A 25431-nucleotide genomic window follows, 5' to 3' on the forward strand; every position below is an offset into this window, starting at 1 on the left:
ACGGCATCTGATGTAAATATATCTTTTAGATCACAGTAGACTTATAATCGGGATCATTATAACCAAAGCGTTAGTGTTCCTTTTGTTCTTTTTCCAAAACTTCACAGCCTTTTATAACTTCTAGGATCATATCAATTAGAGCGAGTTCCTTATTATCAGTTTTCTGAAATCTTAATTCGACATTTCATCTTGTAATTCATCGCAATAATCGGCAAGTTTTTGTACTTCTGGTTCTTCCAAAAGATGTTCTTTATTTCTAAATATTTCGTGCATTGATCTCATAACAAATTAAATTCCAATTTTTAAATTCAAAATTCCAAAGCTAATTTTATAAAAAAGATTCACATAAAAAAAATTCCAAATTCCTATAGTTATATCGGAATTTGGAATTTTATATTTGTTGGATTTTAATAATTAAACATCATCAAAATCTACATAAATTGTTTCTGAAGTTGGATGCGCCTGACAGGTTAAAACTAAACCAGAAGCAATTTCTTTATCTGTTAAAATTGAGTTTTTTGTCATTTCTGCCGTTCCTGCCGTAATGCGTGCTAAACAACTGCTGCAGATACCGCCCTGACAAGAATAAGGTGCATCAATTCCCTTTTTTAATGCTGCATCTAGGATGGTTTGTTTTTGAGACATTTCAAAAGAAACTTCTTCATCATCAACCAAAACAGTAATTTTTGTATGCCCTTCTAATGAAGTCGAAATTTCGTGTACTTCTGTAGATGAAGTAAAAAGCTCAAACTTAATAGCAGATTCTTTTACGTTTTTTTCTTTTAATACATCCGAAACCGTATTGATCATTTCTTCTGGACCACACAAGAAAAATTTATCAAACTGCAATTCTTTATGCTTATTATTCAAAACAAAATTTACAGAAGATTTCTCAATTCTGCCAAATAAAGCATTTTCGGCTTTAGCCTGACTAAATACGTAATGTACAAAAAAACGTCCTACATATTGTAATTGAAGATCGTGAAGTTCTTGGTAAAAAATAGTTTCTTCTGGATTTCTGTTTCCGTAAACTAATACAAATGAGCTTTTTGGTTCGCTTTTTAGAACAGATTTTATAATAGAAAGTACAGGAGTGATTCCGCTTCCTGCCACAAAAGCTGCGTAGTTTTTTTGTCTTTCAGCTTCAGGTTCAAATGTAAATTTTCCTTCAGGATGTCCTACTTCCAGAACATCGCCGGCTTTTAGTTTGGTATTTGCAAACTGAGAAAACATCCCATTTTTTACTGCTTTTACAGCTATTCGTAATTCACCGCTTTCTGGAGCAGAACAAATAGAATATGCACGTCTAATTTCTTGGTTATCAAGAGTTAGTTTTAAATTAATGTATTGTCCAGCTATAAATTTATAGTCAAGTTTTAGTTCTTCGGGAACATTAAAAAGCACAGAAACAGCATCTTTTGTTTCTCGTTTTACCTCTTTAATTATAAGTTTTAAGAATGAAGGCATGGTTGTAATTTTTATGCAAAAGTAGCAAACGGTGGTAAATGATATGCACGAAATCAATTTTTTTAACTTTTTTTGTAACGTTTACTTACATTTGATCTCTTACTATCAAAATCAAAATTAATTGACCATGATTAAAAAGTTTATTTATCTCGAATGGAAAGCCTTTACCAGATCTGCTTCGTTTGGTGCCAACCTGGCAATGAAAATTTTAGTAGGTTTTTTGATGATCTATTTTTCATTAATTTTTATAGGAGGCGGTATAGGAGTATTTTATATTCTAAAAAAAATGAATCTCGAACCCTTGCAAACCGTCAACAGGTTTCTGATTTATTACTTTTTGTTTGATCTCGTTATACGATTGTTAGTGCAGGCTATTCCGGTGCTCAATATAAAACCTTTACTTATTCTTCCTTTTAAGAAACCTACGATAGTTCATTTTTCTTTAGGCAAAACGGTTTTGTCATTTTTCAATTGGATCCATGCACTTTTCTTCGTTCCTTTTTCTATTGTGTTAGTTCTGGAAGGTTATAGTATTACTGGAATTATTTTGTGGCATCTTGCTATTATATCCTTAGTATACATCAACAATTTTGTAAATATCATTTTAAGCAATATTGATAAATTGTTTGTTGTTTTTATAGGATTAATTCTTGCTTTGGCAGGAGCACAATATTATAAGTTATTTGATATTACAATTTTCACAGCGCCTTTTTTTAACGGATTGTACCAATCAAAATGGCTGTTTTTAATTCCGATTGTATTTTTAATCGGATTGTATTTATTTACATTTCAGTATTTTAAAAACAACTTATATCTGGACGCCGGACTTTCTAAAAAAGAAGATGTTGCTGCAACAGAAAATCTTTCCTGGCTTAATCAATTCGGTACTTTAGGCACGTTTCTTAAAAATGATATTAAACTAATCAAAAGAAACAAAAGATCTAAAACGACGATTTTTATGAGCGTTATCTTTTTGTTTTACGGACTTATATTTTTTGGAAATTCTCACCAGCCGGCTGTGATGCATATTTTTGCGGGCATATTTGTTTCAGGTGGATTTTTATTTGTATTTGGACAATTTGTACCAAGCTGGGACAGTTCTTATTATCAATTAATGATGACACAAAACATTCCATATCGAGGTTACATTACCTCAAAATGGTGGCTTGTGGTTATTGCTACTTTTGTCTCGACGATTATAGCTTCATTTTATCTTTTTTACGGATGGGAAGTTTACTTAACAATCGTTGTCGGAGCGATTTACAATATAGGAGTAAATTCACACTTGGTACTTTTGGGCGGTGCGTTTACCAAAACTCCAATCGATTTAAGTAGTTCAAGCGGTGCTTTTGGCGACAAAAAAGCTTTTAATGTGAGTGCGATGTTACTAACCCTTCCGAAATTATTACTGCCTTTAGGTTTGTATGGACTTGGACTTTATTTGGGAGATAAAACACTCGGATTATTATTAGTTTCAGGAGCGGGAGTTTTAGGTTTTGTTTTAAGAAACAAGGTTTTTTCGTTAATCGAAAAAAGATACAAAATCGAAAAATACAGTACTATAAGTGCTTATAAACAAAAGAATTAAATAATATGCCAATTAGAAAATTAAATCTATTGGCAGCCAATTAAACAAACCAAAGACAGATTTTATAATCAACTCATAAATCCAAATTATTATGATACAAGTTAATCAGCTTTCAAAAAAATATAACGACACAACAGTTTTAAATATTAGTAATCTTGAAATCCCTAAAGGACAAAGTTTTGGATTAGTAGGAAATAATGGAGCCGGAAAAACCACTTTTTTTAGTTTACTGTTAGATTTGATTCAGCCTTCAACGGGGAATATTAAAAACAATGATATTCAGGTAAATACTAGTGAAAACTGGAAATCTTTTACAGGTTCATTTTTAGACGAAAGTTTCTTAATTGGTTACCTTACTCCCGAAGAATATTTTTATTTTGTTGGAGATTTACGCCATCAAAATAAAGCAGATATTGATGCTTTATTGGCGCAGCATGCAGAGTTTTTTAATGGAGAAATTTTAAATAATAAAAAATACCTTCGAGATTTATCAAAAGGAAATCAGAAAAAGGTCGGAATAATAGCGACACTTATTGGGAATCCCGAAGTTGTTATTTTAGACGAACCTTTTGCAAATTTGGACCCGACAACAGTAAGCAGATTAAAAAAAATAATTAAAGAACTTGCTGAAAATCCAAATGTTACAGTATTAGTTTCCAGTCATGATTTACAACATACAGTTGAGGTTTGCGATAGAATTGTTGCACTTAATAAAGGAGAAATCGTAAAAGATATTGTGACATCAAAAGAAACCCTGCAGGAACTAGAATTGTTTTTTGCGGTATAAGCCCTAATATTTCAAAAAGAAGCGTATTTTTACGAGCCTTTATACTAAAACTTCTTTTTGGAAGTTATTGATTAAAAATCTTTTCTATTGAAAAAGAATACTCTAAAATATTGTTTTTTTGTCGTGTTTTTCTTTTTGTTGATAGCTTGTTCTACCAAAAAAGACACGTTTTTATCAAGAAACTCTCATGCCTTAAGTACAAAATATAATATTTTGTATAATGGTGGTATTGGTCTTGAGAAGGGATTATTGTCTGTACAAGGTAACGATCAGGATAATTTTTGGAAGATGCTGCCTATTGAAAAAATGCAGATTGAAGAAAATTTTTCGGAAGAAGAAAAAGCTAAAAATCCGGATTTTGAGCGTGCAGAAACCAAAGCAACAAAGGCCATCCAGAAACACTCAATGAATATTGGAGGAAGAGAAAAAAATTCTCAAATCGATGAAGCTTATCTGATGCTTGGTAAAGCAAGATATTACGATCAGCGTTTTATTCCGGCGCTTGAGGCATTCAACTATATTTTATACAAATACCCAAACAGCAGTAATATTTATACAGCAAAAATCTGGCGCGAAAAAACCAATATGCGTTTAGGAAACGATGCAATTGTAATCACGAACATTAACAGATTATTAAAAAGAACGGATTTAAACAAACAGACTTTTTCTGACGCAAATGCTTTGCTTGCAGAAGCATTCTTAAATTTAGAAGAAAAAGACAGTGCTGTAACCAAATTAAAAATTGCAGAAGAATTTAGCAGAATAAACGAAGAGAAAGCTAGATACCGTTTTATTCTTGGACAAATGTATCAGGAAGCAGGAAAAAAAGACAGTGCAATTTACTTTTACGACGGTGTTATAAAAATGAATAGAAAAGCCGATCGAAAATACATGATGCATGCTTATGCAAAAAAAGCAGAGCTTTATGATTATGAAAAAGGCAATGATACTCTGTTCTTAAAAAAATACAATAAACTGACAAAGGATCGTGAAAACAGACCCTACTACGACATCTTGTTTTACGAAATGGGTCTGTTTTATGACACCAGAAAAAATCAGGACGAAGCATTAAAATTCTATAATAAATCTTTACGCAGAAAATCTAAAGATTCCTATTTAGCAGCTTCTGCTTACAGAAACATCGGAAACATGTATTTTAAAAGTACAAACTATACCATGGCAGCTAAATATTATGACAGCACCCTGGTAAAATTAAATCCGAAGAGCAGAGAATATGCATTCATTAAAAAGAACAGAAAAAATCTTGATGATGTAATTAAATATGAAGGAATTGCAAAACGAAATGATAGTATCATCAAAGTATATGGTTTACCTCCTGCAGATAGAAAAATTTATTTTGAAAATTATATTGCCGAGCTTAAAAAGAAAGACGAAGCAAAACGTATTTTATTAGAGAAGCAAAACGAAAAATTAGCCAATATAGATCGTAATTCTCAAGCTCAGATTCCTGGAAATGGAGCTGTTAATCCGCAATCTTTAGGTAAACAAGTCGAACCTGATGGTGTTGGTCTGCCTCCGGGAAGCAATGATGTTGTAAGTACTTTTTACTTTTACAACCCGACAACTGTTGCCTATGGAAAATTGCAATTTAAAAAAATGTGGGGTAACAGAACGCTTGGCGGCAACTGGAGATTAGCTTCTATTAAAGCGGCGAATAGTGCTGCAATGAATGACAGTATTACGAATCAAGCAGACAATAATAATATAGTGAAGGATTCTGTCGTAATAGAAAAATATACAACAGAGTTTTATCAGAAACAGCTTCCAACCAAACAAGCTTCAATAGACAGTATTGGAGTTGAGCGTAATTTTGCCTACTATCAATTAGGACTTATATATAAAGAGAAATTTAAAGAATATAATCTGGCCAGTGATAAGCTAGAGCAATTGCTGCGTAATAATCCGGAAGAGAAATTGATATTGCCATCAATGTATAATTTGTATAAAATATATCAAATTACAAATCCTGCCAAAGCAGAAGCTATAAAAGCAAATATTACAGCAACATATCCAAACTCTAGATATGCGCAGATTTTGAATAATACAAACGAAGCCGATAATTTGTCGCCTGAAAAAGAATATCAGAAATGGTATAAATTATATCAAAACGAAGAATTTAATACCGTACTGGATAATATTGATAATTTGATTAATCAATACGCTGGTGAAGACATAGTTTCTAAGTATGAATTGCTTAAAGCAAATACCTTAGGAAAAGTAGATGGTTTGGAGGCGTATAAAAATGGTTTAGAATCGGTTGCAGACAATTACCCGAATAGTGAAGAGGGCAAAAATGCAAGAGAAATTCTGGAAAAACAAATTCCAAGTCTCGAAAAACTTGCTTTTACAACTGCAGATAACAAAAACTGGAAAATCATTTATCCAATTTTAAGTAATGATACAAAATCAGCCAAACAAATAGAAGATGCAATTAAGAAATTTTTAGATTATGAAAATTTTATGAGACTGACAACTTCTTTGGATAAATATAATAAAACGCAAAGTTTTGTAGTTATTCATGGTTTAAAATCAGAGTCTTATGCTAGAGACGTATCAGATGTTTTAGCAGAAGATAAAAAATATAAAATTTTGCAGCCTTCAATTATTATCTCAAGTGATAATTATAAGGTGATTCAAATTAAAAAAAATCTTGAAGAATACAAAGCCCCAAAAAACCCTTAATCATGTTTGACAAAGTAAAAAAACCCGGAACAGAACTTTTAGGTAAAACCAATAGAATAGTAGAAGGAACATCAATAATAGGAGATATTGTTTCTAAAGCTGATTTTAGACTAGATGGAGAATTGATAGGAAATTTTACTTCACAGGGGAAAATAGTAATTGGAGCTAAGGGAGTTGTAAAAGGAGAAATTATTTGTAATAATGCTGATATTGAAGGACTGTTTCATGGAAAAATAAAAGTTCTCGAAATCCTTAATATTAAATCTACTGCCCAAATACACGGAGAAGTAGCAGTAGGAAAACTTTCGATAGAACCGGGAGCAGATTTTACGGCAACCTGTACTATGCTTGCAAATTCTAATCAGGTAATCATGTTAGAAGATGGAAAAGGAACCGAATAAAAATAGAAGAAATAAATGGCTGGCATTTATTAATATCCCTTTTCAAATGGGGGTAATAATATTTTTATTCTCTTATTTTGGAACCTGGCTGGATGAAAATCATCCGAGTCCTAAAGTTTATTACAATACCATTTTTGTATTGGCAGGTGTAGGTCTTGCTTTATATAATGTTATCCGTCAGGTTAATGATATTAATAAAACAAAGTAAAATTTTTCATTTGTAACAGCGTAGATAAAAGTTGCATCTTTGCAAAAAATTTTACGTGAAATGTTATTAAAAAATTACAAACCCTTTTTTTATTTATTTTGTTTTGCAGTTGTCGCATGTATACTGCACAGCACAGCATTTTTTTTACTGGAAATTAATTTTCAAAAATTTCATTATAGTATCGGATTAATTTATTTGATTTTTTTCGGATTATCTGCTTTGTTGTACACTATCTTATTGATGGTAAAAAAGAAGAATTTTGAAATCGTTGGAATGGTTTTCTTATTTGGAACTTTTACACAAATGTTATTAGGATATTTAATATTGCAGCCAATTTTGGAAAACAAAACTGAAACAGCAGATGTTGAAAAAGTTAGTTTTTTTATAACATTTATTTTGTTTTTGTTATTTGAGACGCTTTTAACTGTCCGATTATTAAATGAAAAGCGTTAAATTAGCGATTCTGTAAAACAAGGTTCAAAAATAATTTTTCATATCCTTTTGAATATTAATAAAAAATGTACCTTTGCACCAAATTTTAGAAACGTAAAAAAATAAGATTTTCCACGATATGGTGATTTCAAACAAACCGCTCAGCTTTATTCTTGCCGCTTTTGTAGCTTCTCTACCAATTATGGGTTTTGCAAATCCAGAGAATGACTCAACGCATGTTCAAACTGAAACAGCTCACGAAGAACAAATAGTTTCACACAATGCTCCTGTGGAAGGAGAGCACGCAGCTCTTGATCCAAAAGCAAAAGTGGATGCTTTTATTGATCATCACTTACAAGATTCTCATGATTTTATTTTCTTTTCAGATGAAAAGGAAAATAAACATTATGGTTTTCCTTTACCAGTTATTCTTATCGATGGAGGTTTGAAAGTTTTCTCTTCTTCAAAATTACACCACGGTGAAGAAGTTGCAGAAGTAGATGGAAGTTTCTACAAATTAGTTCACGGTAAAATTTATAAGACAGATGCAGCCGGAACAATTAAATTAGATGAACACGGTCATCCTTCAAACGAAAAACCTTTAGATTTTTCTATTACAAAAAATGTTGTATCAATGCTTTTTGTTTCATTACTATTATTCTTAATGTTTACTGGTTTAGCAAGATCATATAAAAAAGGACCAATCCCAACAGGATTTGGAAGAGTTTTGGAGCCGCTAATTATTTTTATCAGAGACGAAATCGCTGTTCCTAATATTGGAGAGAAAAAATACAGAAAATATATGGGTTACTTATTAACCGTATTTTTCTTTGTGTGGTTGTTAAACTTATTAGGTATGACACCACTAGGAATTAACGTTACAGGAAATATTGCTATTACAGTTTGCTTAGCAGCATTTACTTTCATCATTACGCAATTTAGTGCAAACAAAGATTATTGGGGACATATTTTCTGGATGCCAGGAGTACCAGTTCCAATGAAAATAATTTTAGCACCAATTGAGGTGTTAGGAACATTAACAAAACCATTTGCATTATTAATTCGTTTGTACGCAAATATTACTGCAGGTCACGTAGTAATTATGAGTTTAATTGCAATGATTTTTGTTGGAAAAAATTTAGCTGCAGATTTGCCAATCTCTATGGGATTAACATTATTTATTTCGGTTATCGAAGTTTTAGTTGCATTTTTACAGGCTTTCATTTTCACAATGTTATCATCATTATTTATTGGTATGGCTGTTCAGGATCATGATCACGCTCACCACCATGAAGATGAAACAGCAATTATTTAATTTAGAAGTTTAATTTTATATATATAAATAGTTATGGGAACAATTCCAACTTTAGTAGGTGCTGGATTAGTAGTAATCGGAGCAGGTTTAGGTTTAGGTAAAATCGGTGGATCTGCTATGGACGCTATTGCTCGTCAGCCAGAAGCTGCTGGTAAAATTCAAACTGCGATGATTATTATCGCGGCTTTATTAGAAGGTTTAGCATTTGCTGCTTTAATCTTAGGAAAATAATAAAGAAAGAAATAACAACATCTTTAACGGTTGGTTAAAGGTGTTGTTACTTTAAAAAAGAAATTAAATATTTAATATAGTTATAAAATGGATAAGTTAATTAACGATTTTTCATTCGGTTTATTCTTTTGGCAAGCTTTAATCTTGTTAGTATTGATTTTACTTTTAGTGAAATTTGCATGGAAACCAATTATGGAATCTATTACTGCAAGAGAAGAAGGTATTAAAAACGCATTGCTTTCTGCTGAAAATGCAAAGAGAGAAATGGAAAATTTACAAGCTGATAATCAAAGAATTTTGAATGAAGCTCGTGCAGAACGTGACGCGATGCTAAAAGAAGCTCGTGAAATGAAAGAGAAAATGATTGCTGATTCTAAAAACGAAGCACAATTGCAAGGTCAAAAAATGATCGAGCAGGCTAAGGCAGCTATCGAAAGTGAAAAAAATGCAGCTATGGCTGAATTGAAATTACAAGTTTCAACTTTATCATTGAGCATTGCTGAAAAATTATTGAAAGAAGAATTATCTAACAAAGAATCTCAAACTAAATTAGTAGAGAAAATGTTAGGTGACGTAAAGTTAAACTAAGATTATTATGGCAAGTACAAGAGCAGCAATTCGTTATGCAAAAGCAATTCTAGACTTAGCAAACTCTAAAGGTGTTGCCGAAGCTGTTAATAACGATATGAAATCTATTGCTGATGCGATAGATACCAATTTAGAATTGAGTACCTTTATTCAGAACCCAACAGCAAAAGTTGAAGTTAAGGAAAGTGCTCTTCTTGAAGTTTTTGCAAATGTAAATGGAGTAACAAAAGGTTTGTTTCATTTATTGTTTGAAAACAAAAGATTTGAAATTCTTGAAGCAATTGCTTTAGAATATAAAAAATTATTTGATGAAAGTAATGGTGTTGAAGTAGCAAAAGTTACTACTGCTATTCCTTTAGATGCAGCTTTGGAAGCTAAAGTTTTAGCAAAAGTTGCAACTTTATCAGATAAAAAAATAACAATTGAGAATATAGTAGATCCATCAATTATTGGAGGATTTATTTTAAGAATAGGTGACAAGCAATACAATGCTTCTGTTGCAAACAGATTACAAGTATTAAAAAGAGAGTTAAGTAATTAGTTTTTATAACACAAAAAGTGTCTAAATTATAAATTAAGATGGCGGAAATCAAACCTGCTGAAATTTCAGCAATATTAAGAAAGCAAGTAGAAGGTTTTGAATCTGGTGCTACGCTGGAGGAAGTAGGAACAGTACTTCAAGTTGGAGATGGTATTGCTCGTGTTTACGGGCTATCTAATGTACAATATGGTGAGTTAGTAGAATTTGATAACGGTATGGAAGGTATCGTATTGAATCTTGAAGAAGATAATGTTGGGGTTGTACTTTTAGGACCATCAACTGGACTTAAAGAAGGATCTACTGCAAAAAGAACTCAACGTATTGCTTCTCTTAAAGTAGGTGAACAAATGGTAGGACGTGTAGTAAACACTCTTGGTTTTCCAATTGATGGAAAAGGACCAATCGGTGGAGACTTATACGAAATGCCTTTAGAAAGAAAAGCTCCTGGAGTTATCTTCCGTCAACCAGTTACTGAGCCATTACAAACAGGTGTAAAAGCAGTAGATGCTATGATCCCGGTTGGACGTGGACAACGTGAGCTTGTAATTGGTGACCGTCAAACAGGTAAATCAACTGTTTGTATCGATACCATCTTAAATCAAAAAGAATTTTACGATGCAGGAAAACCTGTATTCTGTATATATGTTGCAATTGGGCAAAAAGCTTCAACTGTAGCAGGAATCGCTAAAATGTTAGAAGAAAAAGGTGCAATGGCTTATACAGTTATTGTTGCTGCTAATGCTTCTGATCCAGCTCCAATGCAAGTTTATGCTCCTTTCGCAGGTGCTGCAATTGGAGAATATTTTAGAGATTCAGGTCGTCCTGCACTTATTGTGTATGATGATTTATCTAAACAAGCTGTTGCTTACCGTGAGGTTTCTCTTTTATTAAGAAGACCACCGGGACGTGAGGCATATCCTGGAGACGTTTTCTACTTACACTCTCGTTTATTAGAGCGTGCTTGTAAAGTAATTGCTGATGACGGAATTGCTAAAAACATGAACGATTTACCAGATTCTATTAAGTCTATCGTAAAAGGTGGTGGTTCATTAACTGCATTGCCAATTATCGAAACTCAGGCTGGTGACGTTTCTGCATATATTCCAACAAACGTAATTTCGATTACAGACGGTCAGATTTTCCTTGATGGAGATTTGTTCAACTCTGGAGTTCGTCCTGCAATCAACGTAGGTATTTCTGTATCTCGTGTTGGAGGTAATGCACAGATTAAATCAATGAAAAAAGTTTCTGGAACTTTAAAATTAGACCAGGCTCAATTCCGTGAATTAGAAGCTTTCGCTAAATTTGGTTCTGACTTGGATTCTGTTACATTAAACGTAATTGAAAAAGGAAGAAGAAACGTTGAAATCTTGAAACAAGGTTTAAATGATCCTTATCCTGTTGAAAATCAAGTTGCAATTATTTACGCTGGTTCTAAAAACTTATTAAGAAACGTTCCTGTAAATAAAGTAAAAGAATTTGAAGCAGATTTCTTAGCTTACTTAAACAGCAAACATAAAGATACGCTTAACGCGTTGAAAGCTGGTAAGTTAGATGATAATATTACAGATGTTATCGAAAAAGCAGCAAAAGAAATTTCAGCAAAATATATTTAATTAGATAATTCGTTAATTAGATAATTAGAAAATGTCTTCAAAGACTTTCTAATTATCTAATTTTCAAATTGTCGCATTTTTTAATCGACAAATGGCAAATTTAAAGGAAATCCGTAATAGAATTACTTCCGTTTCATCGACGATGCAAATTACATCGGCTATGAAAATGGTTTCTGCAGCAAAGCTTAAGAAAGCACAAGATGCAATCACTGCAATGCGCCCTTATGCCGAGAAATTAACGGAGTTGCTTCAAAATCTTTCTGCTACACTTGAGGGTGAAGTTGGAGGAGATTATACAACTCAACGTGAAGTAAAAAAAGTATTACTTGTTGCAATTACTTCAAACAGAGGTTTATGTGGTGCATTTAATACAAACGTAATTAAAGAAATTAAAAACCGTACTCAGTTTTACGCCGGAAAACAAGTTGATGTTTTTCCTATTGGGAAAAAAGGAAATGATGTTTTGGCAAAAACTCATAAAGTTCACGGTCATCATAATGCAATTTTTGATCACTTAACTTTTGATAACGTTGCTGGAATTGCAGATAATCTGACTCAAAAATTCTTATCTGGAGAGTACGATAGAATTGAATTGATTTACAATCAGTTTAAAAATGCTGCAACTCAAATTGTTCAGACTGAGCAGTTTTTGCCATTAGCTCCAATTAAATCTGATGCAGCAGTAGCTGCTGGAGATTATATTTTTGAGCCTTCAAAAGAAGAAATCGTGTTGACTTTGATTCCAAAATCATTAAAAACACAATTATATAAAGGTATTCGCGATTCATTTGCTTCTGAACACGGAGCACGTATGACAGCAATGCATAAAGCAACTGACAACGCAACTGAATTAAGAAACCAGTTGAAATTGACTTATAACAAAGCACGTCAGGCAGCAATTACAAACGAAATCTTAGAGATCGTTGGTGGTGCAGAAGCTTTGAATGGATAAACAATCCATAAGTAAGAATAAAAAAAGAGCCGATTATCATAAATAATCGGCTCTTTTTTTATTCAAATATTTTGCTTCTTTTTAATTCTTATAAAATGGTGATTCTCAATTTATTTAAAATTGAGAATCAATACCATTTTATAAAATTTTGTTACAGATTTTATATATCTGTTGTGCTTTGTCTTTAATGGGAACAAACTAGCTTTATTAATCCCAATGCTCTGTATTTTTAAGGGTTACATTTCAGCAGAATCAATCCCTGTGCTTTGTCTTTTATGGGAACAAACAAGCTTTATCAGTCCCAGTGCTTAGTTTTTTTAAGGGTTACATTTTAGCTAACTTCAATCCCTGTGCTTTGTCTTTTATGGGAACAAACAAGCTTTATTAGTCCCAGTGCTTAGTTTTTTTTAAAGGGTTACATTCTAGCTATCCTCAATCCCTATATAGCAAATTTAAGAAGAGTTTAAGAAAAAAATCTTACATAATTTTTATCGATATTTTATATATTTCACATGTTTTGAATAATTTTATCGGTTAAAAGCTCAAAACCATGCACTTAAAGGAATTTTTTTCTTGTATTGCTCTTTAATTTAAGTAAGTTTTTTCTTTGTTTTATTAGAATATGCAGCAATAATTTTAGTTAAGTCAATCCTTTTTAGTTACATTTGAGATCTATTTTTTGTCAAATGAAATTACAAGAACTTACTACTATAAAAGAGATGCTTGATCAAATTGAGACCATGAGGTTTCTGTATCCAAATCTTTCTATCGAAAAGTACGAGTCCTATCTTTCTGAAATGGTCCCGAATAATTATATTCAGATTGCTGTTTTTGACGGCAGTATTTGTCTAGGAATTACGGGATGCTGGTCTGCAACTAAATTATGGACTGGAAAGTATCTTGAAATAGACAATTTTGTAGTAAATCCTGAATTTCGCTCAAAAGGAATAGGAAAACTTTTGACAGATTATATTGAGCAAAAAGCCTTAAACTTAGGTTGCAGCAGTATTGTTTTGGATGCCTTTACAGGAAATTTTGCAGCACATCGTTTTTATTACAATCAGGGTTATGTGCCCAAAGGATTTCATTTTGTAAAAGTTTTAGATGAGAGCAAACTTACTTTATAATAAATAGTTACCTCTTTATTATAAAAACACTTGAATTTTAATTTTTATATTTAGTAACTTTTTAACACTTCTTACGTATAACATTTAACAACCAAAGAAGTATTAAAAAAATAGATCAACTAAAAAACAATGGCAAAAGAAAATTTTAATTGGAAGAGCCTCTTTATTAATGATGAAGCTAACAAGGCCGAAGAATCGGCTGAAGTTAAACCAGCAGCACCAGTTTTATCAGCTCCTGAAAATAAATTTCCAACTCAAGTTACAGATTCATTTCCTGGTAATGCAGTGACAAATCCTTTTTTAAATGAAATTTTTGAAGTTTATAATAAAGGTTTTGAGTCATTGAATGCTGAAGGTTTTGATTTTTTCGAAATGTATAAGTCGGTAATGGCTGTCGGAGTAACAAATCCGCAGAGTTATCAGATGGCTTTTACGATGGGAAAAACCATCAAATCTGATTTGAACAAAGAGTTTCTTTTAGAAAAATCGGGTTTTTATATTAGTGAAATTGAGAAAGTTTATGCAAAATATGATACTGTCGGAAAAACTAAAAAAGCCGAATTAGATAATAATATTACAAAAGAAAAATACAATCTTTCTAAAAGCATTTCTGATTTAGAAGCTAAGGTCATTGAACTTCAAAAAGAGCTGGAAACTAAAAAAATGGAACTTCAAAAAATTGATCCGAAAAATATGGAACAGCTTTCTGAAATTCAGTTAAAAATGGAAGCCAACGATTTAGCAAAACAAAAACTATTAAACTCAATCAATACTGTAATAACAGGAATTAATCAATATTTATAATGGACAAATTCGAACAAGAGAAAAGCACTCTTTTATCATTACCAATTTTAAAACATTTTGATGAATCTAAAGGAGAAATTGCTTTAAAATCTGGAGTACTTAAAAAAGGCGAAAAGTCATTATTTTGGGCTTTAGCGTTAGGTTTGTTAGGAGTTGGAGGATATTTAGTGTGGACCTATATTATTCCGCCATTATTTACAATGCTTGGACAGGCTATAGCATTATCTGCAACAGGTGTTTTCCTGGTTTTTTTGGTAATGATGTTTCCTGTTATAATGAAAGCCCTTCGTTTTGCAACAAAAAACATTCACAAAGCACTAATTCAAAGTAATCCATTTAATGAATTGGAAGAGCAAAAGCAAAAGATGATTAAAAACCGTGAAGTTTTTAAAAACACAAAAGCGAAGCTTAAAGGATTGAAAGGTGAAATGGAAATTGAAGCAAATAAGGCTGAAAAGGAAGCAAAATCATTTCAGGAGCAAGTCTTAAGTTTACAGCGTCAGTCTGAAAGATTAAAATCTGCCATGGATGAAATGGTAAAAGTAAATGGAGTTGCTGCAAAAGATACTGATGAATATGTAGCCCTGCAAAGTGAGCTGGCTAGAAAATTAAGTGACTCGCAAAGAATTTCAACTCAATATGAGCAGAGCAAAAGTTTTATTCAGAAATATGGTGTTCGTGCCAATGTTTTAGGAAAAATGGATAGAAAACTGACTTTAGCAGGAACAGCAATCGATATTAAAATTGCCGATTTTGATGCTACAGTTACGATGCTTCAGAAAGAATATGAGTTTGCAAGAAATGCAAAAGAAGCCACAGAAAGTGCAAAAAGCGCTATGATGTTTACAAAAGACTGGGAATTAGAATATGCCCTTGAAGTTGTAACTTCTACAATTGCTCAGGATATTGCTAAAACTTCTGAAAATCTTATAGATATTGATGCTTTAACTTCTAAATATTCTGTTGATAATGACGAGTTGTATTCTAGATTAGATTCATTGGCTGATGAAATTAAAACGGGAGACAATACAATTCCAGATTCAACAAAGTATACAAGTCCGAATTATAAAATGACCAAAGAAGATAAATTATCAAGCGGCGGTTTTGGAGATATTTTTTAATAAATAAATTTAATTTTAAATATAAAATGGGAAAAATTTTAAGAACAGAAAAGTTAACCACATTTTCTGAATTATTAATTGTTATTGTAGCAATTGGAGTAATTTTAGGAGGAGTTTATTACCTGTCTCCAGGAATTAAAACAGCAGTTTCAAAACAACTCGATGGAATAGATCTTAACCAAACTGACGTTAATAACGTTACAAATGCTCAAAAAATAGCACTTCCGAGCACAGAATTATCTTCTGAAGTTTCTGGAAAACCATTAGTAAGAATTGCGGCATATGCTTGGAATGCACAATCTGGAATCATTGTTTCTAATGGAGGACCTAAAACAACAAAAGGTTCTTTGATGGAAAAAAATGGAGTTAATCTTGAAATTATTCGTCAAGACTGGCTTTCAGAATTACGTAACATGCAAATGAAATTTATAGAAGAGTTTGACAAAGGTGAAGCTTTTCCTAGTTCAGATAAAAGTGCTTTTGCTGTAATAATTATGGGAGATGGTGCACCATTTTACATTAGTTCTGTTCAGAAAGCTTTAAACGAAAAGTACGGAAAAGATAAATACCATCTTCAGGTTATGGGAGCAGTTGGTATGAGTTACGGAGAAGATAAATTGATTGGACCTCCAAGCTGGAAATCTGATCCAAAAACTATGAAAGGATCTGTTATCTCTGCAGTTTTAGGAGATGGAGACTGGGTTACAACAGTAAACTATTGTTTTGCAAATGGTTTAAAAGTAAATCCAGATCCAGCAACTTATGATGCAGATGCGGTTAATATTTATCCTTCTGAAAATGATGATTATATTAAATCTGCAGAGGAATTGATAAAATCTCAAACAACAGGATGGACAGTTACATTAAAAGAAGTTGTTGATGGTAAATTAACAGGTAAATCTGTAAACAGAAAAATCGATGGTTGTGCAACTTGGACACCTGGTGATAAAACAGTTTTTGATAAGCTTACTGGTTTTGTTGATATTGTATCGACAAAAGAATTTAACAACCAGATGCCAACTACTATTATTGGTGTAAAAGAATGGGCAGAAAAAAATCCGGACATTGTTTCTAATATTTTAAAATCTGCGCTTACAGCTTCTAATCAAATGAAAAATTATGAAGACTGGAAAGTAAGAGCATCTCAGGCAGTTGCCGATACTTATAAATTGGAAACTCCAGAATATTGGTATAAAATGTTTAAAGGACAACAAGGAACTAAAGGCGGTTTAACCTATAATATGGGTGGTTCTAAAGTTTTCAACTACGCAGACGCAATGCAGTATTATGGTTTGTCTGACGGTGTAAACAGATATAAATCGGTTTACAATCAAGTTTCTGGATATTTGACAGAGTTAAATCCTTTTGGATTCAATGAAAATGTTGGAGCGGTTGTTCCTTACGAGCAAGCGGTAAATTTATTTTTCTTAAAAAACATTAATGATATTGAGTCAAGTTCTGCAGACAAGGCAGATTATTCTAATCAAGCAACAGAAGTTGTAGCATCTGGAGAATGGAAAATTAATTTCAATACAGGAAGTGCAGATATTTCTAATAGTTCAAGCAAAGAGGTTGAAAAAATCTATAATCTTTTGGTTCAGGCAGAAAACACAAAATTAACTGTTGTGGGTCATACTGATAATATCGGAAATCCTGCTTCTAATTTGGCTTTATCAAAAAGCAGAGCAGAGGCTGTTGTAAGTTATTTGAAGCAAAAAGGAATTCCTGCAAACCGTTTCCAATTGGTTGACGGAAAAGGTCAAAATGATCCAATCGGTGACAATAATACAGCTTCTGGAAAAGCACTTAACAGACGTGTAGTGATTACTTTCTTGAAATAATAATTTAAAAATAAGAAGGCTGTCTTTAGGGACAGCCTTTATTATAACTATGATAAAATTTTTAACGCCCTTTGAAAAAATATCAAAAACCAACAGAACCTTAATTTTAACGGGCTGGTTGGTTCTTTTGATTGCTATTTGGTTTATTGCAACTTCAGGCGAAAAACATTTATTTCCTTCTCCAAGTCAGGTTTTAACTGGTTTTCAGGAATTATATAAAGAAGGATTGGTAGTACATATTTTTAATTCCTTAAAATTATGTTTTATCTCGATTTTTTTAGCCACAATTATTTCGCTGGTGCTGGCTTACTCGTGGCCAATTCCGTTATTAAAGTCAGTCTCAGAATTTGTAACCAAATTTAGATTTCTGCCTTTTACCGGACTTTCATTTTACATCACTATGGTTGTTCATGAAGCCAGAATGATGCAGGTTTGGATTTTAGTAATTTTCCTGACTACATTTCTGACTACATCATTAATTGCTGTAATCAAAGATATTCCGCAGGAAGAATTTGATCACGCCAAAATGCTGAAATGTACACGACTAGAAGTACTTTGGCAGGTAATTATTTTAGGAAGAATAGATTATGTAATTGATGTAATCAGACAAAATCTTGCCATAACATGGATGATGCTTGTTACTGTAGAATCTATAGTTGTAGCAACAGGAGGTTTAGGATTTTTAATAAAAAACTCTGATAAATTTATGAATACCGGACGTATAATTGCGTTGCAGATTATCATATTATTAATAGGTCTTGGCTTAGACGCAGGAATAAACTATTTAAGAAAGTCCATTTTCAGATATTCAAAGATATAATCATGACATACGAATTTAAAGAAACGCTTTTATATGTAGAAAATCTCAGCGTTGCCTATGATGATACTATAATTATCAAAGATATAAACGTAATAGAGAAAGATGTTGTTCGTCCAAATGTAGATTGCACAGGTCAGGTTATTGCTTTTTTAGGAAGATCGGGCAGAGGAAAATCGACATTTTTTAAAGCATTGACCGGGTTGATTCCTTCAAACACTGGTAAAGTATTAATTAGAGATTTTGAAAATAGCGAACCCAATGCAGCCAAACCCGTTAAGGAAGGCGATATTGGTTTAGTAGATCAGAAGTATACTTTATTCAGACATAAAACCGTTACCGAAGCTTTAAAATTTTCACTAAGAAAAACAAAGCTTTCAGAATCAGAAAAAAACGAAAAAATAAAACAATATTTAAAAGAATGGGGATTAGATAATTGTGCAGACAAATATCCTAACGAACTTTCTGGAGGACAAAGACAAAGAACCGCCATTATTGAGCAGTTGTTTTCGTCCGATCAATTTATTGTTTTAGATGAACCTTTTTCCGGACTGGATGTCGGCAATATTCAGGAAGTAAAAAAAGCTTTTGATTTGCTCGGAAAATCTTCTGAAGTAAACACGGTAATTTTTTCTACGCATGATATTGAATTAGCTTTAGAGTTGGCTCAGACAATTTACGTTATCGGGTATCCAACTATCGACGGAAAATTACAGAGTTACGGAACCATTGTTGCTAAATATGATTTGCGAGAAATGGGATTAGCATGGAAAGATTATTGTGGAGATCATTTAACATTATCAAAAGAAATCATACATCAAATGATGATTTCTTAAGCATTTTATATGGCAAAAAAAAATCCAATATCGATTATTGAAGAATCGTTTTTGTCTCTAAAAAAATATTTAGACACAAACACAAATCAAAATGAAGCCGTTTTTACGGCTTCATTTATTAATGATTTGCACAAAGAAACTGCTGCAATACTTGAAACTTGCAAGGAGTTAAATCAAGACGCTGCGTTTATTCAAAAAATAAACGGACGGGTTTCTAATTCTTCTGGTTTATTATTTAAAACAGAACATTTTTTCCTTTCGGATATAATAGAACTTTTTGATCAAGTACTAGAAACAAAAAACGAAAAAGCGCAATTTGTTCTAGCGTATTATTACGATGCTTTGAGAAATAAACATTTTGCAGATTCAAATTCTGCGGGTGAATTAAATCAGCTGGTTTTTACAAATGAATTTAAAAATCATTTATCAAAAATTAGAAAAGAGAACAAAATAGAAGTAAAAAGCGACCAGCCGGACAAGTATTTATTAACAGCAGTTTTATCAGAAAACAACAATAAAAAACTTGAAGAGGTTCTAATTAAATATCAAAATTTTATTGCTTTTGCTTTTGATAAGAAATTTGAAAATCCAGATGCACTTAATAATTTCTTAGGCTTAAATAAAATTAAAAAAGAGGACAAAAAAACATCAGATCTTCCAGAAGAAGATACACTGGAAAAAGTGCTCGAAGAACTCCATTTATTAGTTGGTTTAAAAGAAGTAAAACAAGATGTTGCCGAGCTGATTAATTTATTAGAAATCCAAAAAAAGAGATCAAAACAAGGATTAAAAAATGTTGAGATTACCTTACATACCGTCTTTTTAGGACCTCCGGGAACTGGGAAAACCTCTGTTGCAAGATTATTGGGCCGAATTTTTAAACATTTAGGATTTTTATCGAAAGGCCAGATGTTTGAGACTGACAGAGAAGGTTTGGTTGCAGGATATGTCGGGCAGACAGCAGCAAAAGTAAACAGTGCGGTAGAAGCAAGTCTTGGCGGAGTGTTATTCGTTGACGAAGCGTACGCTCTGACGCAAAATCTAACAGGAAATGATTACGGTACAGAAGCCGTAAATACACTGATCAAAAGAATGGAAGATCATCGTGATGATCTGGCAGTTGTAGTTGCGGGATATACAGAACCGATGCAGATTTTTATTGAATCAAATCCTGGTTTGAGATCCCGATTTAATAGATTTTTTCACTTTAAACATTTTACTCCCGAAGAACTATTACAAATTTTTCAATCGTTTTGTAAAAAATCTGATTTTATTGTTTCTGAAGAAGCAAAAGAAAAACTCACAGATACTTTCGAATTATTATGTTCTGATAAAGATGAAAGTTTTGGAAATGCCAGAGTAGTGAGAAATTTGTTTGAGAAATGTGTTCAAAATCAGGCAAACAGAATTGTAAAATTAAAAAAACTGAATCAAAAAATTCTAAAAACATTTTCAGAAGAGGATATTCCGGAACCTAAAGAAACTCAGAAAAATGTAAAATTTACTGCAGCAGACCAAACTTCATAAATCGTAACAATCCTTTAATACCTTGTAGAATTAGGCAATTATCTCAAAGAAATGGTTATTTTTGCTTTATAAACTTTATAAAAATTATTTTGGGATTATATAAAAATCTGTTCAGACAAACTGCTATTTACGGACTTGCAACGGTTTTACCGAGAATGCTGAGTTTTTTTTTAGTTAGATTGTATACTGGTATTCTGCCAACTGCAGAATACGGTGAAGTTTCTATCGTTTTGTCTTGGATGGTTTTCTTTAACGTAGTACTTTCTTACGGAATGGAAACCGCATTTTTTAGGTTTTACAGCGCAGAAGAAGACAAGAAAAATGTTATCGCAACTTCTACAATATCTATTTTTTGGTCTTCTATAATTTTTCTTTTTATAGCTTTAATTTTTAGAAATACCTTAGCCAGCCTGGCCGAAGTAGATGTGCAGTATGTCACGTATACGGTATGGATATTGGTTCTGGACGCCTTGGTTTTAGTACCTTTTTCTAAATTAAGAGCCAACCAGAGACCAATTATGTATGCGGCAATTAAAATAGGAAACGTAATAATCAACCTATTGCTGAATATATTTTTCTTAATGTATTTACCAAAACTTGCAGCTTCACATCCTAATTCGGTTTGGGAAAATCTATATGTTGAAAATTTCCAGATTGCTTATATTTTCATAGCAAATTTATTAGCAAGTTTAGCGACATTTATTGTGCTTTCGCCAAATTATCTTGGACTGGGACGAAAATTTGATCCTGTTCTTTGGAGGAAAATGATGAAGTACGGACTGCCAATTTTGGTTGCCGGACTTGCATTTGCGGTTAATGAACATTTTGACAAAATTCTTTTAGGATACTTACTTCCCGAAAATATTGCAAAATCTGAGGTAGGAGCCTATTCGGCCTGTTACAAATTAGGATTGTTTATGGTGCTGTTTGCAACAGCTTTTAGACTAGGAATAGAACCGTTCTTTTTTAGTCATGCTAAAAACGAAAACGCACCGCAGACGTATGCAGTTATTACTAAATATTTTGTAATTCTTGGATCGCTGATTCTTTTAGGAGTTATTGTTTTTGCAGATATTTTAAAACTTCTTCTTCTGGACAATAAATCGTATTGGGAAGCAATGAAAGTGGTGCCGCTGATTATCCTGGCCAATTTCTTTCTAGGAATTTACAACAACTTATCGGTTTGGTATAAACTGACGGATAAAACAAAAATCGGAGCGTACATTTCTATTGTTGGTGCGATAATTACTTTGGTTTTAAATTATTTTTTAATACCAAGATACAGTTACTACGGTTCTGCGATTGCAACAATATCCGCTTACGGAAGCATGATGTTGATCTCCTATATTTTAGGAAATAAATATTACCCAATACCTTACGATATGAAAAGAATTGGTGCCTATTTAGGCGTTTCAATTTTATTTTCTATAATCTCATTTTACGGATTTAGAGAAAAATATTATATCGGAATTCCACTGCTTATCGCATTTATGTATTTGGTATATCACTACGAACAAGACACAATAAAAGGAATACTGAAAAGAAAGCAATAGTACTTTTTGATCAATTTTAAATGTAAAAATGAAAATACAAATTATAAATAAATCACAGCACGATTTACCAAATTACGAAACAATTGCTTCTGCAGGAATGGACTTACGTGCAAATTTGACAGAATCAATAACCCTAAAACCATTAGAAAGAACCATTGTAAAAACGGGACTTTTTATAGAATTACCAATTGGTTACGAAGCACAGGTAAGACCTAGAAGTGGTCTTGCAGCAAAAAAAGGAGTGACAGTTCTTAATTCTCCAGGAACAGTAGATGCAGATTATAGAGGAGAAATAGGGGTAATTTTAGTAAATTTATCTAATGAGGATTTTGTAATCGAAAACGGAGAAAGAATTGCACAATTGATTATTGCCAAACACGAAAGAGCAGAATGGATTCAGGTAGAAGAACTTTCTGAAACTTCTAGAGGAGAAGGCGGCTTTGGAAGTACTGGAGTGAAATAATTTGCGTTAATACTTTCAGTAGTCGACTTAAAATAAAATGACCAAACCCAATGAAGGTTTTTTAAATCTTCGATAAAAATTAAAAATAATGAAAATAATTGTTCCAATGGCGGGTCGCGGATCGAGACTTAGACCACATACTTTAACTGTTCCCAAACCATTAATTCCAGTTGCTGGAAAATCAATCGTTCATCGTTTAGTAGAAGATATTGCAAAAATATTAAAAGAACCAATTGAAGAAGTTGCTTTTATTTTGGGAGATCCTGCATTTTTTGGTGATGATCTTGTAGCAAGTTTAGAAGAACTGGCAAAAGGTTTAGGAGCAAAAGCATCTATTTACCGTCAGGATTTACCATTAGGAACAGGTCATGCTATTATGTGTGCCAAAGATTCTTTGTCAGGACCGGCAGTAATTGCTTATGCAGATACTTTGATTAGAGCAGATTTTGAATTAGATCCAGAAGCAGATGCTGTAATTTGGGTAAAACAAGTAGAACAACCTGAAGCTTTTGGTGTTGTAAAATTGAATCAAAATAATGAAATCATAGAATTGGTAGAAAAACCAAAAGAGTTTGTAAGTGATTTGGCAGTTATTGGAATTTACTATTTTAAAGAAGTTGGAGTTTTAAGAAATGAACTTCAAACAGTCTTGGATAATAATATTCAGAACGGTGGAGAATATCAGATTAATGACGGAATTAAAGCCATGATGGCCAACGGAAAAGTTTTTAAAACCGGAAGCGTTGACGAATGGATGGATTGCGGCAATAAAGATGTTACCGTTGAAACCAATACCAGAATGTTGGGATTTTTGCACAATGACGGCGAACATTTAGTAGATTATGATGTGAAGCTGGAAAATTCAACAATTATTCCTCCTTGTTATATTGGAGAAAATGTAGTGTTGAAAAATGCAACTGTTGGACCAAATGTTTCTTTAGGAAAAGGAACTCATGTTTCAGACAGTACAATTAAAAATAGTTTAGTACAGACGTATTCTCAGATAAAAAATGCTAACTTAGATAATGCAATGATTGGAAACCACGTTAGTTATGACGGAAAGTTTACAAGCGTGAGTATTGGCGATTATTCTGTTTTAGAATAAGAAATAATTAAAAAGCTTCTTTTTTGTTTAAAGATGAAATTTTAAAAATGATAAAAAAAAGAGTTCTGATAATTTTGTTTTTCGTTTTGCTAGGCAATACTGCTTCGGTAATGGCTCAAACCGAACCGGAAGATATTGCTTTGGCTGCCGATGAATATCAAGACTCATTTTACGAATCATTAAAACAAAAAGGAATCGAAAATTACGATAAAGCGATCGTGTCCTTAGAGAAATGTATTAAACTGAAACCTAATGATGCGGTAGCTTATTTCGAGCTTGGAAAAAATTATTTAGCTTTAAAAGAATATAGAAATGCACAGGATGCATTTGAAAAAGCAACACAATTAGATCCTAAAAATAAATGGTATTGGCTGGGAATTTACGATGTAAGTTTTGAAACCAAAAACTTTCCTCTGGCAATAGAAACAATTCAGAAAATTATTGTTTTTGACGAAGAGTATAAAGACGACTTGATTTCGATATATATGATCACCAACCAATTCGATAAAGCACTTGTGGCTATTAACGAAATGGATGAAAAGTTTGGGAAATCGTCTGAACGTGAAGTTTATAAAAACCAGATTTTATCTCAGGGAAAATATCAAAGTGTAGGAATTGATAATTTGATTGATCAAATTAAAAAGAATCCGAAAGAAGAATCGAATTATGTAAATCTGATTTTTTTATATTCAAAATCAGATCAGACAGATAAAGCCTTAGAAGTTGCAAAACAATTGGCAAAAGAAATTCCGGCTTCAGAGTGGGCGCAGGTAAGTTTGTTCAAAGTTTATTTGGATGCAAACCAAGCAGATAAAGCCATTAAGTCGATGAATGTGATTTTATCCAGTTCAAAAATTGATTCAAAAATCAAACATCGCACCTTAAATGAATTCTTGATTTATGTGAATAAAAATCCGCAGTACGCTCCGGATTTAGAAAAAGCAATTACCTACTTTGATACTGATAAAGAAGTGGACGTTGCAAAAGAAATTGGCAAATTTTATCACAGCAAAAATCAATTTGAAAATGCCATTAAATATTACGAAAAAGATTTAAAAGCAAATTCTGACACAGACCGCGAAACCAATTTACTTTTGCTTGAAGCATATACACAGGCAAAACAATTTGAGCCGTTAACAAAAAGAGCGATGTATATGATAGAAGTTTATCCGAGCCAGCCACAGTTTTATTACTATGCCGGTCTTGGAAATAATCAGTTAAAGCAATTTAAAAATGCAAAAACTGTTCTGGAAATGGGACTTGATTATGTGGTCGATGATAAAAAACTTGAGGCAAATTTTAACATTCAATTAGGAGAAGCTTATGATGGTTTGGGAGACGCAAAGAAAAAAGAGGAATACTTTTTGAAGGCAAATGAGATAATAAAGAAAAAAAAGTAAAGACTAAA

Annotated in this window: 23 protein-coding genes; 22 read left to right on the plus strand and 1 reads right to left on the minus strand. The window is 32.3% G+C overall.

Translation table 11 applies throughout. The annotated features are described in order from the left end of the window. Positions 1 to 414 precede the first annotated feature (414 nt). The gene (locus B0A68_RS15205; RefSeq protein ID WP_035687042.1) at positions 415 to 1467 is read right to left on the minus strand and encodes a ferredoxin--NADP reductase; all 1053 of its coding nucleotides are present in this window, start codon (positions 1465 to 1467) and stop codon (positions 415 to 417) included. Between the two features lie 127 nt (positions 1468 to 1594). Here B0A68_RS15205 and B0A68_RS15210 point away from each other — a divergent pair, with 127 nt between their 5' ends. The 22 genes from B0A68_RS15210 (at position 1595) to B0A68_RS15320 (ending at position 25423) form a co-directional block, all read left to right on the plus strand. Next, positions 1595 to 3055 carry a DUF5687 family protein gene (locus B0A68_RS15210; RefSeq protein WP_035687039.1) on the plus strand — a complete coding sequence of 487 codons (1461 nt, stop codon included), beginning with the start codon at positions 1595 to 1597 and terminating at the stop codon, positions 3053 to 3055. Between the two features lie 91 nt (positions 3056 to 3146). After that, a complete protein-coding gene (locus B0A68_RS15215) occupies positions 3147 to 3842 on the plus strand; it encodes an ABC transporter ATP-binding protein (protein WP_035687036.1) in 696 nt (231 codons plus the stop codon). An 87-nt stretch (positions 3843 to 3929) separates the two neighbouring features. Continuing rightward, positions 3930 to 6545: a type IX secretion system periplasmic lipoprotein PorW/SprE gene (gene porW / locus B0A68_RS15220; protein ID WP_035687033.1), complete on the plus strand. Its 2616-nt coding sequence runs from the start codon at positions 3930 to 3932 to the stop codon at positions 6543 to 6545. A 2-nt stretch (positions 6546 to 6547) separates the two neighbouring features. Beyond that, the gene (locus B0A68_RS15225; RefSeq protein WP_035687030.1) at positions 6548 to 6946 is read left to right on the plus strand and encodes a bactofilin family protein; all 399 of its coding nucleotides are present in this window, start codon (positions 6548 to 6550) and stop codon (positions 6944 to 6946) included. Beyond that, positions 6927 to 7154 carry an AtpZ/AtpI family protein gene (locus tag B0A68_RS15230; RefSeq protein ID WP_035687027.1) on the plus strand — a complete coding sequence of 76 codons (228 nt, stop codon included), beginning with the start codon at positions 6927 to 6929 and terminating at the stop codon, positions 7152 to 7154. The genes B0A68_RS15225 and B0A68_RS15230 overlap by 20 nt, the downstream gene beginning before the upstream one ends. Positions 7155 to 7725: 571 nt before the next feature. Continuing rightward, positions 7726 to 8901 (plus strand): F0F1 ATP synthase subunit A, encoded by a 1176-nt coding sequence (gene atpB / locus B0A68_RS15240; protein ID WP_035687023.1) that lies wholly within the window; start codon positions 7726 to 7728, stop codon positions 8899 to 8901. A gap of 33 nt (positions 8902 to 8934) precedes the next feature. After that, complete coding sequence (atpE, locus tag B0A68_RS15245; protein WP_008465835.1) at positions 8935 to 9132, plus strand: ATP synthase F0 subunit C; 198 nt, start codon at positions 8935 to 8937, stop codon at positions 9130 to 9132. Between the two features lie 87 nt (positions 9133 to 9219). Continuing rightward, positions 9220 to 9720 (plus strand): F0F1 ATP synthase subunit B, encoded by a 501-nt coding sequence (locus tag B0A68_RS15250; RefSeq protein WP_035687021.1) that lies wholly within the window; start codon positions 9220 to 9222, stop codon positions 9718 to 9720. 7 nt (positions 9721 to 9727) lie between these two features. After that, positions 9728 to 10261: an ATP synthase F1 subunit delta gene (gene atpH / locus B0A68_RS15255; RefSeq protein WP_035687019.1), complete on the plus strand. Its 534-nt coding sequence runs from the start codon at positions 9728 to 9730 to the stop codon at positions 10259 to 10261. 38 nt (positions 10262 to 10299) lie between these two features. After that, positions 10300 to 11877: a F0F1 ATP synthase subunit alpha gene (atpA, locus tag B0A68_RS15260; RefSeq protein ID WP_035687016.1), complete on the plus strand. Its 1578-nt coding sequence runs from the start codon at positions 10300 to 10302 to the stop codon at positions 11875 to 11877. Between the two features lie 91 nt (positions 11878 to 11968). After that, the gene (gene atpG / locus B0A68_RS15265) at positions 11969 to 12829 is read left to right on the plus strand and encodes an ATP synthase F1 subunit gamma (protein ID WP_035687013.1); all 861 of its coding nucleotides are present in this window, start codon (positions 11969 to 11971) and stop codon (positions 12827 to 12829) included. 686 nt (positions 12830 to 13515) lie between these two features. Continuing rightward, positions 13516 to 13956, plus strand: coding sequence for a GNAT family N-acetyltransferase (locus tag B0A68_RS15270; RefSeq protein ID WP_035687010.1), 441 nt, complete (start codon positions 13516 to 13518; stop codon positions 13954 to 13956). A 129-nt stretch (positions 13957 to 14085) separates the two neighbouring features. Next, a complete protein-coding gene (locus tag B0A68_RS15275) occupies positions 14086 to 14760 on the plus strand; it encodes a YlbF family regulator (RefSeq protein WP_035687008.1) in 675 nt (224 codons plus the stop codon). Further along, complete coding sequence (locus B0A68_RS15280; protein WP_035687005.1) at positions 14760 to 15881, plus strand: DNA repair protein RecN; 1122 nt, start codon at positions 14760 to 14762, stop codon at positions 15879 to 15881. Before B0A68_RS15275 ends, B0A68_RS15280 begins: the two co-directional genes overlap by 1 nt. Positions 15882 to 15907: 26 nt before the next feature. Beyond that, complete coding sequence (locus B0A68_RS15285) at positions 15908 to 17722, plus strand: phosphate ABC transporter substrate-binding/OmpA family protein (RefSeq protein ID WP_051892724.1); 1815 nt, start codon at positions 15908 to 15910, stop codon at positions 17720 to 17722. A gap of 49 nt (positions 17723 to 17771) precedes the next feature. Continuing rightward, the gene (locus B0A68_RS15290) at positions 17772 to 18542 is read left to right on the plus strand and encodes an ABC transporter permease (RefSeq protein ID WP_035687002.1); all 771 of its coding nucleotides are present in this window, start codon (positions 17772 to 17774) and stop codon (positions 18540 to 18542) included. Positions 18543 to 18544: 2 nt separating this feature from the next. Beyond that, the gene (locus B0A68_RS15295) at positions 18545 to 19375 is read left to right on the plus strand and encodes an ATP-binding cassette domain-containing protein (RefSeq protein WP_051892722.1); all 831 of its coding nucleotides are present in this window, start codon (positions 18545 to 18547) and stop codon (positions 19373 to 19375) included. Positions 19376 to 19384: 9 nt separating this feature from the next. Next, on the plus strand, positions 19385 to 20902 hold the full coding sequence (locus tag B0A68_RS15300; protein ID WP_084679088.1) for an AAA family ATPase: 1518 nt from the start codon (positions 19385 to 19387) through the stop codon (positions 20900 to 20902). Between the two features lie 89 nt (positions 20903 to 20991). Beyond that, positions 20992 to 22455, plus strand: coding sequence for a lipopolysaccharide biosynthesis protein (locus tag B0A68_RS15305; RefSeq protein WP_035686999.1), 1464 nt, complete (start codon positions 20992 to 20994; stop codon positions 22453 to 22455). Positions 22456 to 22483: 28 nt separating this feature from the next. Beyond that, on the plus strand, positions 22484 to 22918 hold the full coding sequence (dut, locus tag B0A68_RS15310; protein ID WP_035686995.1) for a dUTP diphosphatase: 435 nt from the start codon (positions 22484 to 22486) through the stop codon (positions 22916 to 22918). 88 nt (positions 22919 to 23006) lie between these two features. Then, positions 23007 to 24023, plus strand: a complete 1017-nt coding sequence (locus tag B0A68_RS15315; RefSeq protein WP_035686992.1) for a sugar phosphate nucleotidyltransferase — start codon at positions 23007 to 23009, stop codon at positions 24021 to 24023. A 47-nt stretch (positions 24024 to 24070) separates the two neighbouring features. Further along, on the plus strand, positions 24071 to 25423 hold the full coding sequence (locus B0A68_RS15320; RefSeq protein ID WP_035688372.1) for a tetratricopeptide repeat protein: 1353 nt from the start codon (positions 24071 to 24073) through the stop codon (positions 25421 to 25423). The last annotated feature ends 8 nt before the right edge of the window (positions 25424 to 25431 follow it).

It is taken from the genome of Flavobacterium reichenbachii (assembly GCF_002217435.1).
In the GTDB taxonomy this organism is placed as follows: domain Bacteria; phylum Bacteroidota; class Bacteroidia; order Flavobacteriales; family Flavobacteriaceae; genus Flavobacterium; species Flavobacterium reichenbachii.

What these genes read in the sequence shown, in the direction of transcription:
- atpH (WP_035687019.1), top strand. Translation starts at nt 9,728, where the DNA reads ATGGCAAGTACAAGAGCAGCAATTCGTTATGCAAAAGCAATTCTAGAC.
- atpA (WP_035687016.1), top strand. Translation starts at nt 10,300, where the DNA reads ATGGCGGAAATCAAACCTGCTGAAATTTCAGCAATATTAAGAAAGCAA.
- B0A68_RS15250 (WP_035687021.1), top strand. Translation starts at nt 9,220, where the DNA reads ATGGATAAGTTAATTAACGATTTTTCATTCGGTTTATTCTTTTGGCAA.
- atpE (WP_008465835.1), top strand. Translation starts at nt 8,935, where the DNA reads ATGGGAACAATTCCAACTTTAGTAGGTGCTGGATTAGTAGTAATCGGA.
- B0A68_RS15290 (WP_035687002.1), top strand. Translation starts at nt 17,772, where the DNA reads ATGATAAAATTTTTAACGCCCTTTGAAAAAATATCAAAAACCAACAGA.
- B0A68_RS15225 (WP_035687030.1), top strand. Translation starts at nt 6,548, where the DNA reads ATGTTTGACAAAGTAAAAAAACCCGGAACAGAACTTTTAGGTAAAACC.
- atpG (WP_035687013.1), top strand. Translation starts at nt 11,969, where the DNA reads ATGGCAAATTTAAAGGAAATCCGTAATAGAATTACTTCCGTTTCATCG.
- B0A68_RS15230 (WP_035687027.1), top strand. Translation starts at nt 6,927, where the DNA reads ATGGAAAAGGAACCGAATAAAAATAGAAGAAATAAATGGCTGGCATTT.
- B0A68_RS15210 (WP_035687039.1), top strand. Translation starts at nt 1,595, where the DNA reads ATGATTAAAAAGTTTATTTATCTCGAATGGAAAGCCTTTACCAGATCT.
- atpB (WP_035687023.1), top strand. Translation starts at nt 7,726, where the DNA reads ATGGTGATTTCAAACAAACCGCTCAGCTTTATTCTTGCCGCTTTTGTA.
- B0A68_RS15215 (WP_035687036.1), top strand. Translation starts at nt 3,147, where the DNA reads ATGATACAAGTTAATCAGCTTTCAAAAAAATATAACGACACAACAGTT.
- dut (WP_035686995.1), top strand. Translation starts at nt 22,484, where the DNA reads ATGAAAATACAAATTATAAATAAATCACAGCACGATTTACCAAATTAC.
- B0A68_RS15320 (WP_035688372.1), top strand. Translation starts at nt 24,071, where the DNA reads ATGATAAAAAAAAGAGTTCTGATAATTTTGTTTTTCGTTTTGCTAGGC.
- B0A68_RS15285 (WP_051892724.1), top strand. Translation starts at nt 15,908, where the DNA reads ATGGGAAAAATTTTAAGAACAGAAAAGTTAACCACATTTTCTGAATTA.
- B0A68_RS15270 (WP_035687010.1), top strand. Translation starts at nt 13,516, where the DNA reads ATGAAATTACAAGAACTTACTACTATAAAAGAGATGCTTGATCAAATT.
- B0A68_RS15295 (WP_051892722.1), top strand. Translation starts at nt 18,545, where the DNA reads ATGACATACGAATTTAAAGAAACGCTTTTATATGTAGAAAATCTCAGC.
- B0A68_RS15275 (WP_035687008.1), top strand. Translation starts at nt 14,086, where the DNA reads ATGGCAAAAGAAAATTTTAATTGGAAGAGCCTCTTTATTAATGATGAA.
- B0A68_RS15300 (WP_084679088.1), top strand. Translation starts at nt 19,385, where the DNA reads ATGGCAAAAAAAAATCCAATATCGATTATTGAAGAATCGTTTTTGTCT.
- B0A68_RS15315 (WP_035686992.1), top strand. Translation starts at nt 23,007, where the DNA reads ATGAAAATAATTGTTCCAATGGCGGGTCGCGGATCGAGACTTAGACCA.
- B0A68_RS15280 (WP_035687005.1), top strand. Translation starts at nt 14,760, where the DNA reads ATGGACAAATTCGAACAAGAGAAAAGCACTCTTTTATCATTACCAATT.
- B0A68_RS15205 (WP_035687042.1), bottom strand. Translation starts at nt 1,467, where the DNA reads ATGCCTTCATTCTTAAAACTTATAATTAAAGAGGTAAAACGAGAAACA.